The 13408-nt window shown below is 71.0% G+C and carries 14 protein-coding genes; 5 read left to right on the top strand and 9 right to left on the bottom strand.

The genetic code is table 11. The features are described from left to right. Positions 1-17 precede the first annotated feature (17 nt). A complete protein-coding gene (locus J2W21_RS03220) occupies positions 18-452 on the bottom strand; it encodes a hypothetical protein (RefSeq protein WP_307113074.1) in 435 nt (144 codons plus the stop codon). 198 nt (positions 453-650) lie between these two features. Here J2W21_RS03220 and J2W21_RS03215 point away from each other — a divergent pair, with 198 nt between their 5' ends. The 3 genes from J2W21_RS03215 (at position 651) to J2W21_RS03205 (ending at position 1603) form a co-directional block, all read left to right on the top strand. After that, positions 651-1001, top strand: a complete 351-nt coding sequence (locus tag J2W21_RS03215; protein WP_307113073.1) for a hypothetical protein — start codon at positions 651-653, stop codon at positions 999-1001. Positions 1002-1012: 11 nt separating this feature from the next. Beyond that, complete coding sequence (locus J2W21_RS03210) at positions 1013-1249, top strand: hypothetical protein (protein ID WP_307113072.1); 237 nt, start codon at positions 1013-1015, stop codon at positions 1247-1249. Positions 1250-1366: 117 nt separating this feature from the next. After that, positions 1367-1603, top strand: coding sequence for a hypothetical protein (locus J2W21_RS03205; protein WP_307113071.1), 237 nt, complete (start codon positions 1367-1369; stop codon positions 1601-1603). A 34-nt stretch (positions 1604-1637) separates the two neighbouring features. Here J2W21_RS03205 and J2W21_RS03200 read toward each other — a convergent pair whose 3' ends face one another. From J2W21_RS03200 to J2W21_RS03190, 3 genes are all read right to left on the bottom strand, one after another. Next, entirely contained in the window at positions 1638-3242 is a 1605-nt protein-coding gene (locus tag J2W21_RS03200) for a polysaccharide deacetylase family protein (protein WP_307113070.1), read from the bottom strand. A 45-nt stretch (positions 3243-3287) separates the two neighbouring features. After that, complete coding sequence (locus J2W21_RS03195) at positions 3288-4532, bottom strand: S53 family peptidase (RefSeq protein ID WP_307113069.1); 1245 nt, start codon at positions 4530-4532, stop codon at positions 3288-3290. 168 nt (positions 4533-4700) lie between these two features. After that, positions 4701-5771: an FUSC family protein gene (locus J2W21_RS03190; RefSeq protein ID WP_307113068.1), complete on the bottom strand. Its 1071-nt coding sequence runs from the start codon at positions 5769-5771 to the stop codon at positions 4701-4703. 107 nt (positions 5772-5878) lie between these two features. Here J2W21_RS03190 and J2W21_RS03185 point away from each other — a divergent pair, with 107 nt between their 5' ends. Next, positions 5879-6430, top strand: coding sequence for a MarR family winged helix-turn-helix transcriptional regulator (locus tag J2W21_RS03185; RefSeq protein ID WP_307113067.1), 552 nt, complete (start codon positions 5879-5881; stop codon positions 6428-6430). Positions 6431-6690: 260 nt separating this feature from the next. Here the strand turns inward: J2W21_RS03185 and J2W21_RS03180 are convergent, their stop codons facing one another. Then, complete coding sequence (locus J2W21_RS03180) at positions 6691-7203, bottom strand: SRPBCC family protein (protein ID WP_307113066.1); 513 nt, start codon at positions 7201-7203, stop codon at positions 6691-6693. Between the two features lie 211 nt (positions 7204-7414). Between J2W21_RS03180 and J2W21_RS03175 the strand changes: the two genes are divergently transcribed. Further along, positions 7415-8515, top strand: coding sequence for an aminotransferase class V-fold PLP-dependent enzyme (locus J2W21_RS03175; protein ID WP_307113065.1), 1101 nt, complete (start codon positions 7415-7417; stop codon positions 8513-8515). Here the strand turns inward: J2W21_RS03175 and J2W21_RS03170 are convergent. The 4 genes from J2W21_RS03170 to J2W21_RS03155 all read right to left on the bottom strand — a co-directional run bounded on the left by J2W21_RS03170 (position 8512) and on the right by J2W21_RS03155 (position 13397). After that, positions 8512-9801 carry an NAD-dependent epimerase/dehydratase family protein gene (locus J2W21_RS03170; RefSeq protein WP_307113064.1) on the bottom strand — a complete coding sequence of 430 codons (1290 nt, stop codon included), beginning with the start codon at positions 9799-9801 and terminating at the stop codon, positions 8512-8514. The two genes, J2W21_RS03175 and J2W21_RS03170, sit on opposite strands and share 4 nt — an antisense overlap. A gap of 260 nt (positions 9802-10061) precedes the next feature. After that, on the bottom strand, positions 10062-11243 hold the full coding sequence (locus J2W21_RS03165) for a S53 family peptidase (RefSeq protein WP_307113063.1): 1182 nt from the start codon (positions 11241-11243) through the stop codon (positions 10062-10064). Between the two features lie 198 nt (positions 11244-11441). Continuing rightward, the gene (locus tag J2W21_RS03160; RefSeq protein WP_307113062.1) at positions 11442-12830 is read right to left on the bottom strand and encodes an FAD-binding oxidoreductase; all 1389 of its coding nucleotides are present in this window, start codon (positions 12828-12830) and stop codon (positions 11442-11444) included. Positions 12831-12839: 9 nt separating this feature from the next. Then, a complete protein-coding gene (locus J2W21_RS03155; RefSeq protein ID WP_307113061.1) occupies positions 12840-13397 on the bottom strand; it encodes a dihydrofolate reductase family protein in 558 nt (185 codons plus the stop codon). Between the last annotated feature and the right edge of the window lie 11 nt (positions 13398-13408).

Here is a 13408-nt window from a genome sequence, read left to right as displayed (position 1 = left end):
CTTGAAAGCCTACGGGCCTACGGGGCCACGCTGTCCCCGGCGGCGCTGTCCCGCAGTCCTGTGAGGGGCGGGCCTGCGTACCCGTACTGGTCGAGGTCCTTGCCGTCCGTGATCACGGTGCGCGCGGGGACGTCGGCGAACACGATCGGCCAGTCGTTGGCTGCGTCGTCGTCCCGCATCGCGTGCTGGCGTGCGTAGTCCTGGGACAGCGTGACCCAGTCCCCCGGGTTGATCTGGCCGAGGCCCGAGGGAAGTGCCCGGTAGATCCGGACCAAGGCCTCGGGCGCGTGGCGCACTTTCTGCAGCTGCCGCCTCGTCTCCTCGTCGCACTCGCCGTACCCGTGGTAGCGCGGGTTGCTGAAGGCGTCGGCGCCGAGGACATCGGCCAGTTCGGGGATGGTCAGCGCCCGCTCGCCGCCCCTCGGGGCCAAGGGCGACATAGTGTAGGGCATCCCTCCACGGTACCGCACCCTCCACGGCCATACCGCTTTCCCAGCCGCCGCTTTCACCTGGCGACGAAGTAGAGAATACTGAGTAGTTACGGCCGTTGGCCGTCCGCGGCGCCTGGCTTGCCCGTGCCCCTTCGACATCACTCAGAGTATGAGTCACCGGCCTCGGCTGCATCCTCTTGACAGCAACGGACGGATGACATGGAAGACTACGACCGCCGGATGTACCGCACGATGATCGCGGACGCCGCCTCCGGCCTCCTTACGGGGACAACGCTCTCGCTGGCGGTCCGCCGCCTGGGCGGCTGGACCGAGAACGGGTGGTGGGAGGCGGTGATCTCCCGCCCAGAAGACATCGAAGATCTCATCGCCGGCGTCCTCATCGATGGGGCGCATCTGACCTTCGACGACAGAGCTGAACTCACGGCCTGGCTCTCGTCGATCGGCGCGACGCCCGCCGAACCCATACCGCTGCACTGGGAGGACCTCGCGGGCTTCACCTGCGCCGTCGCCCTGCAGCGCGACCACGGCCCGGATCTACAGCTTCCCTGAGGACGTATGGCATGAATGAACTTGAGGCGTCCCTGGTGGTGCGGGCCGGAGCAGACCTGCTCTTCGCAGCGTCTTCTGATCCCCGTTCCAACGAGGGCTACGACGCGGTGAAGGCGAACATCTCGGCCGCGCTGGACAGCATCGCGCAAGCGCTGCAGAACTTCGAAGGCGCCGCCCGGGAGCCGAACCGGTCGAAGGGCTGGATGGAAGACCTCCGGCGCGTGGCCGACGACCTCGCCGGCCGGTAGGTGATGGTCCGCACTGACTTCGGGGCGCCGTCCGTTGACCGGGGCAAGAGACACCGGGAACAATGGCCCTACTGAGGGAACCTGTCTCCTGGTCTCGGGGTCTCGACGGGATCGACCATGAAGATGAAGAAGTTCAGGGGCACGGTGGCGGTTGCCGCCTCGCTGCTCCTGATGGGACCGGCAGTGGAAGCTGCCGCGGCCCCGCCGCCTCCGCCTGCGTGCGGCTACAACTGCCCGGGCCTCGTCGTGGTGGGCAACTGGCTGTGGCTGCCGAGCATCGGCGTCGACCAGTACCAGTGGGCCTACGTCACTCCAGGCTCGCCCTACTGGCACCTGCTGCGGTTCCCTGCGTGACCCCGCGCTCACGCGGCCGCTCTGACCCCGGCCGCTAGCCGAGGGCGGCGTCGAGCGTCACGAACCCGTAGCCCGCGGCGCGCAGCTGAGCGATGACGGCGGGCAGGGCGGCCGCGTCCAGGGTCGAGCCGTCGTCCGGGTTCGAGCCGAGGTGCATGAGCACGATCTCGCCCGGCTGCGCCGCAGCCATGACCCGCTGGAGGACGAAGTCCGGCCCTCGGGTGCCGCCCACGGTCCCCTCCCAGCCGAGGGTGTCCACGGTCCAGCGGATGGCGGCGTACCCTGCGGCGTTGACGTCCGCGATGGTGCGGGCGTTCCGGTCCCCGTAGGGGAACCGGAAGAACGGGCGGGGGTCGGCGCCGGCGCCGACGATGGCGGACTGCGCGTTGCCTACCTCGGCGGCGATCTGGGCGTCCGTGAGCGCCGTGAAGTACGGGTGCGTCATGGAATGGTTGCCCACGGTGTGGCCGGCGGCGACGATGGCGGACACGTCGGAGCGGAACAGGTTCGCCCAGGCCCCCGTCAGGAAGAACGTGGCCGGGACGCCGTTGGCCGCGAGCGTGTTCAGGATGGAGCGGACGGCGGCGTTGTTGGCGCCGGCGTCGAAGGTCAGGGCGACGACCCTGCGGCTAGTCGGGATGCGCTCCAGGTCCACGCCCATCAGCGCGGACGGGAGGGCCGCGTAGACCACCTGGGTCGTGGAGGTGGTCGAGTTCCACAGGATCGCGCCGTGCTGGAAGTCGCTGCGGCGTCCGCCGGTGATGCTGTACTCGCCGCTGATCGGGTACCCGAGCCGGCCATGCTCCCAGCCGAGGGACGACCACCGGGACCGGATCCCACCGAGGACCTCGTGGGGACCCCACAGCGGGTCCCAGTAGATCGAGGAGCCGTTCGCGCCGCTGAAGTGGTTGTAGCGGCCGATGCCGTCGGGCGCCCCCGCCTCGTCCGTCACCGGGAAGCCGAGGATGCTGGCCGTGCCGCCCAGCCCGACATACCTCGCGCGGATGGCCCCATGGACCTCGTGCGCTCCCGTGGCCGGGCTCCAGTAGACGGACCCGCCGGTGAAGTCGCTGTACCGCCCCGTCGGGGCCTGGGTCGGGCTCTCGTCCCGGACCGGGAAGCCGAGGAAGCCGGCCGGGCCGCCGCGCCCGAGGTACTCGGCGCGGATCCCGCCGTGGACCTCGTGCGCTCCCGTGGCCGCGCTCCAGTACACCGAACCGCCGGCGAAGTCGTTGTACCGCCCGGCCGCGCCCGGGGTGGTGGTCTCGTCGGTGCGCGGGAAGCCGAGGAACCCGCCCGGACCGCCCCGGCCCAGGTACTCGGTACGGATGCCGCCGTGGACCTCCCAGGCCCCGGTGGCGGCGCTCCAGTAGATGCTGCCGCCCTGGTAGTCCCGGGCTGCACCGCCGGCCACGGGGTACTCGGCGGCCAGGGGCGCGCCGAGGAAGGAGGCCGCGCCGCCGAGCTGCTCGTAGTGCAGGTCGATCGCGTTGAGGGCGGGAACCATCGCAGGACGCGGGCCGCCGGCGGCCGTCCAGCCGGTGAGGACCAGCAGCGCGATCATCGCGAGGACGGCTGGGAAGCGGCGCATCATGACCCCTCGGGCCTGCCCAGGAAGGTCCCGGGCTGTGGTGCCCATGATCCTCCTGGGAGGCCCGCTGCCGCGTGAGGCTTTGGTCCCCGGTCAGAATCCCCTGATGCCGTTCGGGGTGCCGAGCCCGGTCGGGCCGTCCCAGCCCGGGCCTGCGGTGCACCACAGGGCGGGGTCGCAGGTGCCATTGGAGCCGGACTCCACGTCGAACAGCGCCTCCGAGTGGGCGTACGGGATGCTGTTCGCGTAGGTGCCCTTGGCCTTCGAGCCCGTGTGGCCGGCGAGGGCGTAGACCGAGGCGATGATCGGGGAGGCCTCGCTCGTGCCGCCGAACTGGCCCCAGCTGGCGCTCGTCGCCGAGGTCGGGTAGTAGACCGCGAGGCCGCCGTGGGCCGGGTCAGAGGCCGCCGAGACGTCGTTCATCGCCCGGTTGTCGCACCCGGTGCCGTACTCGTCGGCCGCGCCCAGAGGGTCGTTGAACGAGGAGCAGCCGGAGCCGGTGCCGGCCCAGGCGCTCTCGGCCCAGCCCCGCTTGGTCCCGGGCGCCGGGCTCAGGCTCGTGCCGCCCACCGCGGTGACGTAGGAGGACGTCGCGGGGTAGGACCCGCCCTGGTACCCGGAGTCCCCGGCGCTGGCCGTCACGGCGATGCCGGGCACGTTGTAGTACTTCCCGTAGGCATCGTCGGAGGCGTCGGATCCGCCGTAGCTGTTGGAGATGGCCACGACGCCGCGCATCTTCGCCGCGGTCTGGACGGCGGTGCCCACGCTCGTGAGCTCGGTCGTGCTGGCCTGCAGGACCACGATCTTGCAGTCCGGGCAGGCGGCGGAGACGGCGTCGACATCGAGTGCCTGCTCCTGTGCCCAGCCGAGGTCGAACCTGGGCAGGGCCTTGCCGCCGTTCTCGTTGACGATCTTCAGGCAGCCGCTCGCCGTAGTGCAGGGCGGCAGGCCGAACTGCTTCCGGTACGCCGCGAGGTCCCGCTCGAGGTTCGGGTAGCCGAACGCGTCCACGATCGCGACCGTCCTGCCGCCCGAGGCGGTGCCCTTGAGGTTGTAGGCAGCGCGCACCTGGGCGGGCGTGAGGGCTCCGGCCGGCGGAGCGGCCGCCCCGCCGGCGGCCCGTCCCACGGCGTCGATCGCCTGGCGGGCGGCGCACGCCACCTGCCCGGGCCCCGGGGGCGGGCAGATCTGGATCGACGGGTCGGCGGCGCCCCGCACCACGAGGGGGACGGCGTGGGCCGCGGACGACGGCGCCGCGCTGGCTGCGGGGGCGCCGGCGGTGAGCGCCGCCGCCACGAGCAGTCCGGCCCCGGCGGCGGACAGTAGCTTGCTGATCATGGGGGGCTCCTCCTGGCGTCCGGACGCCGCAGGCGGACAACCTGCCTGCCGCATCTGCCCTAGTCGCTGGCGACGGCCAGCCCTTGCTACGAGGGTAGGTGCCCTCGGCCCTGCGCAGTAGGGCAACTGGGCAGTAGCTGGAAGAAACCTCGCCGTGGCAGGGCGCCTTTACACGTGGTCGGGCAGATGATCGCGCGGCGGGGTCCGGCTCGTAGGAGTGCGCCTTTCGTGGGTGATGACGGTGGCGGCCAGGGCGATGGTGAGACCGATGGCGGTCTCGAGGGCGCGCTGGGTCAGGAGAGTGCCGATCGAGGCTGGCAGCATGAGGTCGCCGAGCAGGAGGGCCATCGGGGTGAAGAAGACCAGGCCGAGGCTGTAGTTGCGCCCGGTCGTCAGCTCGGTGCACGCCTGGAGCACGGCGATCACGATGATCGCGGCATAGCTGCTGGTGTGGGCGGCCAGGACGAGGGCTGCGACGCCGAGGCCGGCGGCGGTGCCGATCACCCGCTGGGCGGCGCGCGTGAGGCGGGCGTGCAGGTCGGGTGCCGACATGGGGACGGATGCCGTGACGAAGGTCCAGTAGGGGTGGCCGATGCCGCTGGTCGCGACGGCGAGGCCGGCGGCGGCGATACCGAGCAGATAGCGGGCGGCATGGCGGCCCACCGGGGCGGACGGGTGTAGGCCGCGCCACGACAGCCGATGCCGCACCGGGTCGCCGCCGTCGCGGGTGGTGCGACCCGGGAGGGCGAGCAGCAGCGCGAAGGCGACCGCGCCGGCCGCAGCGAGGGCGGCTGCGGGCACCGTGCCCAGCGCGGTCGGGACCGTGGCCGAGGCTGTGAGGGCGAAGACCGGGTTGAGAGCTCCGGCCGGATGCCATCGGCCCAGCTCGGCCAGCACTACCGCGACGGCGGCCCAGGCGGCCGCGGCCGGGACGAGCAGCCAGAGCCGGAACGGGACGGTCGCCACTGTCGCGCCGACGACGACGCCGACCACCAGCACCACGCCCGCCTGCGCCTGCATGGCCAGGCGTGCCCGAGCCGGCTCGTGTCGCCCGTACAGGGCGGTGAAGGCACCGATCGCCGCATACAGCAGTAGGTCGCCGCGACCGGAAGCCATGCAGGCCACCAAGGGCACGAAGATCGCCAGGCTTGCGCGCAGCGCGGTCCAGTGGGCGCCGGCATGCGGGCCCAGGTCGAAGACTGCCGCCCACCAAGACCGCGTGGGGGTGGCCTGGATCATTTTGTCCTTCAGGGGTGGTTCAGGAATGAAGTACTTCGAGGTTACTACAGCTATGAACTACTGTTGGGTTGACCGAGGCGACGGCCACGGGGGCGCGGAGGAGCCGGATGGACCAGGACGCGGACGGCCTGCCCGCTCATGGCGACGTCGTGGACCGGATGCAGCGTGAGTGGGCCCGGCTGCGCCCGGACCTGAGCTTCGCCAGCCTCGGGGTGATCCACCGCGTACTGCGCGCTTCCCGCCTCATCCTCGAAGCCAGCGACGCCTTCCTCGCCGACTACGGGCTCACCCGCGGCGAGCTGGACGTGCTCTCCGCGCTGCGCCGTACGCGCGAACCTCTGAGCCCGACGACGCTGGCCCACACGCTGCTTGCCCCTCGCTCCGCGATCACCATGCGGCTGAACGCCCTCCAGGGTCGCGGACTGCTGAGCCGGACGGCCAACCCGGCCGACGGCCGCTCGTCCCTGCTCGTCCTCACCGACACGGGCGCCGCGCTCGTGGACGAGGTGATTCCCGCCCAGCTCGCCCTCGAAGATGCCCTACTCGCCCAAGCCCCGGCCTGGGCCGTCGAGGGCTTGGCCGATCCCCTGCGGGCACTGACCTCCGTATGGGAGCAAGAACGCGGCCACCAAGCCGGGTCCAGCAAGGACCGACGGTAGCGCCTGTGGCAGGTGATGACGATCGCCGCGGCTATGGAGAGTGCGAGGCAGCGTAGAGGGCGGCAAGCAGTTCGCTGCGGACCGGACGTGGAACGCGGTGCGCCACGGCCGGCCCAGAGGGTCCGTCCCGGCTGGAACACCGACGGAATCCAGTGCCGCCCGTTCAGGTAGCGGGTCAGCTTGATCCATGAGGCTTCCGCCAGCACGCTCGCCCTGCTGCCGGGCGCACGTCGCACGCCTCGGGCAAAAGGGACGACGCGCTACTCATGACCCCTGCTCCACTTCATTGATCCCCTCGATCCCTCGCCCTCCAGCACGGCCTTGATGTCTGCAAGCCGCTCTTCCACGTGCTGGCGACGACTGCGCCCTAGAACCGCGCAGAGCACGGCCAGAGGCGGAATCGGCCGGATCCCCTCACGATGGCGCAACACACACCCACCGAAGGTCGGCGTCAGCTCGTAGACGGTGTGGCCGGCGAACCAGGGGCTTCTGAAATCCATGCCGAGCCGAATCGGCTCATCGGCCTCGGTCACCACGCTCTCCACACGCATCCACACGCCGGGTAGCACGCCCACGCGCTCATGCCACCGGGTTCCAGCGCCGGTCGGGCCGTCCGGTTCCTTCACCATCCACACCCTAGGCCGCCGCGGAAGGGGCTTGGCATCCTGCACGTCGGCCAGGAAGGCATAGACTTCCGTCGCCGGCCGTCCGATCGCGACCGACGCCACGAACTCGTAGCAGCCGAAGCCCACAACCCTCCTCACCCTCGTCATGGGGTAAGTGTGTGTCCCAGGACGGTGCGGCACGAGGGCCGAAAGGCGCCACGCCGCCGTGCCCGACCGCTACCGACCGTATCGCATTGAGCCTGCGGGAAACCGCCTGATTAACGCTGCGAACGGCGTGTGAGCATGTCAACCCTTACCCGGCTCGCCGATCGGCACCTCTCCCCTGCGGCAGCACCGATCCAGTAGGCTGCGCAGCACCATGAAGCCGATCTCCGAGAAGACCTTCTTCAGCTACGCGACCGTCGCCCCGATGAGCCGGACCGCCTACGAGGCCGCCCGGGACTTCATGGCGGACTTCTACCAGTACGGCCCGCCCGAGGTGCTCTACCGCTATGACCGGCTCGCCGAGGAGATGGCCGACGAGGCCGCGCGGCTGCTCCACTGCGCGCCCGAGGAGATCACGTACCTGAAGAACACGACCGAGGGCATCATCATCGCCAGCGAGGTGCTGCCGCTCGATCCCGGCGACGAGGTGCTGGTCCTCGGCAACGAGTACCCGGCCAACCTGCTGCCCTGGCTGCGCAAGCGGCACGACGGCGTGACGGTCAGGGTCGTGACGGGCCGCGACAACGAGGCCGCCTTCCACCGCCTGCTCGAGGCCATCGGCCCCAGGACCAGGGCCATCAGCATGTCCTCGGCCCAGCGCTACGACGGGTTCATGCCGGACCTGGCCCTGCTCTCGCGCCTGTGCCGCGAGCGGGGCATCTTCCTCGTCATCGACGCCGTCCAGCACATCGGCGTGCGCTCGATCGACCTGGCGGAGACGCCCGTGGACCTCCTCGTGTGCGGCGGCCAGAAGTACCTGCGCGCCGGCATGGGCATCGGGTTCATGTACGTGCGGCGGGGTCTCATGCCGACCCTGCGCCACAGCCGGGTGGGCATCCGGAGCATGGCGAGCTTCGACGAGGAGTCCTACGTCCTCAAGGACACGGCAGCGCGCTTCCAGGACGGCACCCAGAACGTCACCGGTCTCGCGGCGCTGCACGCCTCGCTGCGCGAGCTCAACGCCCTCGGCATGGACGCCGTCCAGGAGAAGAACCTCGCGCTGCTGGAGGGGATCAAGGCGATCCTGCGCGAGCACGGGATCGACTTCATCGACCACGGCACGCGCCAGAGCAACATCGTCTCCATGCGCGCCGATGATCCGGCCGCCCTGGCCGAATACCTCCAGGACCGGAACGTCTACATCAAGGTCGTCGAGGACGTGGCGCGGATGTCCTTCATCCACGAGTCCACCCTCGAGGACGTCGAGGTCCTCGCCCGGCACACCCGCGAGTTCCTGGACGGGGCGCGGAACTAACCCTCAGCGACCTCGCGGTAGAAGGCCGGCGCCGGCCGGACGCCCGGCTCCCGGCGCGCGGGGGCGGGGGCCTCGGCCTCCTCCACCGACCAGTCCACCGTGGGCAGGATGATCGAGGGATCGATGTTGTCCCGGTAGCGGCAGGTGAACTCGAGCATGGCCGCCATGTCCGCCTGGAGCCTGGCCTCCTTGTCGGCGTGCCGGGCAGCGATCGCGCCGTGCACCTCGACGTGGGGGTCCAGCCTTCCCACCGGCTCCTGCCGGGGGTTTGCGAGGTGCCTGATCTGGGTGGACGGGTCGATGGCCGCGAGCCGCTGGGCGATCTCGCTGATGCTCAGCCGGTGCGTGTAGTTGTGCAGGACCTGGTGCTCGCCCGGGGCGACGTCGAGGTCGGTGAACTCGAGGAAGTTCTCGACCGTGTCGTTGAGGCTGATCAGGCCCGTCTTCTGGCTCCCGTCCCCGTACACGGTGAGGGGGTGGCCGATCACCATCTGGCAGATGAAGCGGTTGAAGACGGTGCCGAAGACCGAGTCGTAGTTGAACCGGGCCGCGAGGCCGGCGCACTCCTCGGGGTGGTTTTCCGGGATCGTCGCGCCGAAGATCGTGGCCTGCTGGACGGTGATCACCTTCAGGCCCCAGATCTTGGAGCAGAGGTCGTCGATCAGCAGGTCGGTGATCTTGGACTGGTGGTAGAAGTCGGTGGCCTGCATGGGCAGGAAGCCCTGCAGGACCTGGTGCTGCGCGCCGTGGTCCTCGAAGGTGAAGTCCTTCTTCTCGAGCGGGATGTAGTCGGTGTCGGTGCCCATGTAGCAGCCGGCCGAGCCGAGCTTGATGTAGGTGGTCGCCTTGCTCAGGCCGGCGATGGCCCAGAGGACGTTGAGGTGGCCAACGATGTTGTTCGAGAAGGTGGCTGCGGCGTTCTTGGCGCTGCTCATGGAGAACGGGGCCGAGGGCTGCTGGGCGGCGTTGATGACGACGGCGGGCCGGTACTTCGCGATGACCCGCTCCACGGCCCCGGGGTCCAGGAGCTCGACCTTCTCGAAGGAGAGGTTCTGGCCGCCGTAGAGCCGCTCGTACTCGGCGATGCGCGCCTTGGGGGTCTTGAGGGGCACGAGGACCTTCGCCCCGGCCTCCTTCTCCCACCGGCGTTTGATGAGGTTGTCCACGAGGACTACTGGGCGGCCGGTGCGGCTGGCCAGGGCCAGTCCCAGCGTCCAGCCGAGGTAGCCGTCGCCGCCGAGGACCATGATCGTGCCCGCTGGGGAGGAGGAGCTCTGGGGGTGCATGAGGGTGCCTTCCGCTCTTCGCCATGGCCGGACAGAGTCCGACCCTGTGATGCGGGGCCCCAGATTCCTCGCCGACCCATGGTGGAACGCACAGGTTGCCCGGAGCAAACACCGATAACGCTGCAGCAACACGCGACACCGGAAGCACCGCAGCAACACCGCGCACAACGCCGGCGGCCCGGTCCCGCGTCCCCCCATGAGAAACGCGGGCCCGGGCCGCCAGAGCCTGTGGGCGGTTGCCTTGCGACTGCGCCGAGCGGTCAGAAGCCGCCGGTGCCGTTCGGGGTGCCGAGCCCGGTGGGCCCGTCCCAGCCGGTGCGGGCAGTGCACCACTGCGTGGTGGTGCAGGTGCCGTTGGCCCCGGAGGCGACGTCGAACAGGGACGCGGTGTGGGCGTACGGGATGCTGTTGGCGTAGGTGCCGGTGGTCTTCGAGCCGGTGTTGCCGGAGAGGGCGTAGACCGAGGCGATGATCGGGGACGCCTCGCTCGTGCCGCCGAACTGGCCCCACGTGGAGCTGGTGCTCGAGGTCGGGTAGTAGACCGCGAGGCCGCCGTTGGACGGGTCGGAGGCTGCGGCGACGTCGTTCATCGCCCGCTTCGCGCAGCCCGTGCCGGAGTTTGCCGCCGCGGCGAGCGGCGCGTTGTAGGCCGAGCAGCCCGAGCCGGTGCCGGACCAGACGGACTCGGTCCAGCCGCGCGCGTTGGAGGCCTGGTTGAGGCTCGTGCCGCCCACCGCCGTGACGTAGGAGGAGGCCGCCGGGTAGGAGGCGCCCTGGTAGCCGTTGTCGCCGGCACTGGCCGTGACCGCGATACCCGGGAAGTTGTAGTACTTCCCGTAGCTGGCGTCCGAGGCGTCGGAGCCGCCGTAGCTGTTGGAGATGGCGACGACGCCGGGGAGCTTGGCCGCGGTCTGGACGGCGGTGCCGAGGTCCGTGAAGCTCGCCGACTTGGCCTGCAGGACCACGATCTTGCAGTCGGGGCAGGCGGCGGAGACGGCGTCGACGTCGAGGGCCTGCTCCTGCGCCCAGCCGAGGTTGAATGTGGGCAGGCTCGTGCCGCCGGTCTGGTTCAGGACCTTGAGGCAGCCGCTCGCCGAGGTGCAGGCGGTCAGGCCGAACTGCTTCCGGTAGGCGGCGAGGTCCCGCTCGAGGTTCGGGTAGCCGTACGCGTCCACGATCGCCACAGTCCTGCCGCCGGACGCGGTCCCGGTGAGCCTGTAGGCCGAGCGCAGCTGGGCGGGCGTGAGGGCGCTGGCCGGGGGCAGGGCGTTGCTGGTGATGCGCTTGCCGGCCGGGTCGGTGGCGGCACGGGCGGCGCATGCGGCCTCGCCGGGACGCGCGTCGGAGCAGACCTTGACCGAGTGGCTGGCTGCCTTGGCGGCCGGTGGTGCCGCGGTCGCGGCCGTGGCGCCGGTGGCGAGCGCTGCCGCGACGAGCAGCACCGTTCCTGCGGCGGAGAGTAGCTTCCTGATGAGGACCGCCCCCTTTGGACGTGGTGCGCGGCAGGGGGTCCAGGGCCTGCCGCGGGTGCGTTGACGCTGGCCGACGGCCAGCTCCGCACACCACGCTACGGACGGGTAGGGGCCGGGCAGGGCGATCTTGGGGGAAACTCGCACAAGCCTTGCAGAGGGCGCGTCCGGCTACCCGAGCGGCGGGATCGCGCGGCCCGGGTTGAGGATCCCGTGCGGGTCAAGGGCGTGCTTGACCGCGTGGTGGAGGGCCAGGCTCGCGGGCGGGAGCTCCTTGGCGAGACCGTCCAGCTTGAGGGTGCCGACGCCGTGCTCGCCGCTGACGGTGCCGCCGGCGGCGAGGGCGGCGTCGATGATCTCGGTGAACGCCGCGTGGGCGCGGGCCTTCCCGGCCTCGTCCCCGGGCCGGGTGATGATGAGCGGGTGGAGGTTGCCGTCGCCGGCGTGGGCGATGTTGGCGATCAGCACCTCGTGCGCGGCGGCAATCTCTTCGATGCGGGCGAGCACCTCGGGGACCTTGGACTTGGGGACGCAGACGTCCTCGGTGAGGACCGGGCCGAGCCGCTCGAGCGCGGGGTAGGCGAGCCGGCGGGCGGCGTAGAGCGCCTCGGACTCCTGCTCGTCGGCCGAGACGGCGGCGAAGCTCGCCCCGGCCTCCTCGAAGCAGCGTTCGAGCTCGGCGGCCTCGAACTGGCCCTGCTCCCCGCGCGCGTCCGTGCGGCCGATCAGCACGGCGTTCGCGTCCGTGGACAGGCCCATGTGCTTCCAGTCGTCCACGGCCTTGAGGCAGTGGCGGTCCACGAGCTCGAGGGTCGAGGGGCTGATCCCGGACTCGGCCACGAGCGCCACGGCCCGGCCGGCGTCCACGAGGGAGTCGAACATGCCGGCCACCGTGATCGGCGCTGGCGGCAGGGGCCGCAGCCGCACCACCACCTCGGTGACGACGGCGAGCGTGCCCTCCGAGCCGACGATGAGGCCAACGAGGTTGTAGCCGGCCACGCCCTTCGCGGTCCGGGTGCCCAGCCGCGTGACCTCGCCCGTGCCGGTGACCACCTCGAGCTCGAGGACGTAGTCCCGGGTCACGCCGTACTTGACGCAGCACATGCCGCCGGCGTTGGTGGCGACGTTGCCGCCGATCGTGGACCACGGCGACGAGGCCGGGTCCGGCGGGTACCAGAGGTCGTGCCGGGCCACGTGGGCGCGCAGGTGGTCGTTGACCACCCCGGGCTGGACGCGGGCCCAGCGCTCGGCTTCGTTGACCTCGAGGACCTGGTTCATCCGCTCGAACGAGACCACCACGCAGCCCTCGATCGCGTTCGCCGCTCCCGAGAGCCCCGTCCCGGCCCCGCGCGCCACGAGCGGCGTGCCCGTCCGCGCGCACCAGCGCACCACCTCGGCCACCTCCTCGGCGGTCTCGGGACGCACGACGGCGCGTGGGGTGCCGTAGACGGCCCACTCCCCTTCGTCGTGGAGGTAGCCGGCGAAGGACGCCTCCGAGGTCAGGACTCGGCCCTCCGGGAGGAGGGCTTCGAGGGTCGCGGTGGATTCGGAGGTGGGCATGGGTGGACTCTACCGGGGCCGGCGGTAGTGGAGGTTGACTGTCCCGTTCGCGTAGGGGGTGCTGCCCACGAGCTCGAGGGCGTAGTTAGCAGGGTCGCCGTCGAACAGGCGCGTGCCCTTCCCGGAGACGTAGGGGTGGAGGTCCACGTGGAGCTCGTCGATGAGGTCCAGCTCCAGGAGCGAGCGCCACAGCCGCACGCCGCCCCAGACGATGACGTGCCCGTCGCCGCCCTCCCGCAGCCGCCGGACCTCCTCTGCCGTGTCGCCGGAGACGACCGTGGTGTTGGCCCAGCCGGCGCCGGCCATGGTCCGCGAGAAGACGACCTTGGGCGCCGCGTCCATGAACCGGGCGAAGGGGTGGTCGGAGCCGGGGAGGTTCGCGGACATGCCCTCGTAGGCGGAGCGGCCCATGAGGTGGAGGTCGGCGCTGCTGTAGAGGTCGATCTGCTCCTGGAGGTGGTCCGGCTCGAAGGGCAGCGGGAAGCGGACGTCCCAGAAGTCGGTGCCCTCCTCGGCCAGGAGCCCGTCGAGGGAGTAGAAGAAGACCCAGGCGATGAGTGTGCGCATGGGCGCCAGTA

Source organism: Sinomonas atrocyanea (assembly GCF_030811715.1).
GTDB lineage: Bacteria > Actinomycetota > Actinomycetes > Actinomycetales > Micrococcaceae > Sinomonas > Sinomonas atrocyanea_A.
This window is presented reverse-complemented; position numbering and strand designations above follow the sequence as displayed.

Coding starts and splice junctions, on each gene's coding strand:
- J2W21_RS03190 (WP_307113068.1), bottom strand. CDS start 5,771: ATGATCCAGGCCACCCCCACGCGGTCTTGGTGGGCGGCAGTCTTCGAC.
- J2W21_RS03215 (WP_307113073.1), top strand. CDS start 651: ATGGAAGACTACGACCGCCGGATGTACCGCACGATGATCGCGGACGCC.
- J2W21_RS03180 (WP_307113066.1), bottom strand. CDS start 7,203: ATGACGAGGGTGAGGAGGGTTGTGGGCTTCGGCTGCTACGAGTTCGTG.
- J2W21_RS03160 (WP_307113062.1), bottom strand. CDS start 12,830: ATGCCCACCTCCGAATCCACCGCGACCCTCGAAGCCCTCCTCCCGGAG.
- J2W21_RS03170 (WP_307113064.1), bottom strand. CDS start 9,801: ATGCACCCCCAGAGCTCCTCCTCCCCAGCGGGCACGATCATGGTCCTC.
- J2W21_RS03205 (WP_307113071.1), top strand. CDS start 1,367: ATGAAGATGAAGAAGTTCAGGGGCACGGTGGCGGTTGCCGCCTCGCTG.
- J2W21_RS03200 (WP_307113070.1), bottom strand. CDS start 3,242: ATGGGCACCACAGCCCGGGACCTTCCTGGGCAGGCCCGAGGGGTCATG.
- J2W21_RS03155 (WP_307113061.1), bottom strand. CDS start 13,397: ATGCGCACACTCATCGCCTGGGTCTTCTTCTACTCCCTCGACGGGCTC.
- J2W21_RS03175 (WP_307113065.1), top strand. CDS start 7,415: ATGAAGCCGATCTCCGAGAAGACCTTCTTCAGCTACGCGACCGTCGCC.
- J2W21_RS03185 (WP_307113067.1), top strand. CDS start 5,879: ATGGACCAGGACGCGGACGGCCTGCCCGCTCATGGCGACGTCGTGGAC.
- J2W21_RS03220 (WP_307113074.1), bottom strand. CDS start 452: ATGCCCTACACTATGTCGCCCTTGGCCCCGAGGGGCGGCGAGCGGGCG.
- J2W21_RS03195 (WP_307113069.1), bottom strand. CDS start 4,532: ATGATCAGCAAGCTACTGTCCGCCGCCGGGGCCGGACTGCTCGTGGCG.
- J2W21_RS03210 (WP_307113072.1), top strand. CDS start 1,013: ATGAATGAACTTGAGGCGTCCCTGGTGGTGCGGGCCGGAGCAGACCTG.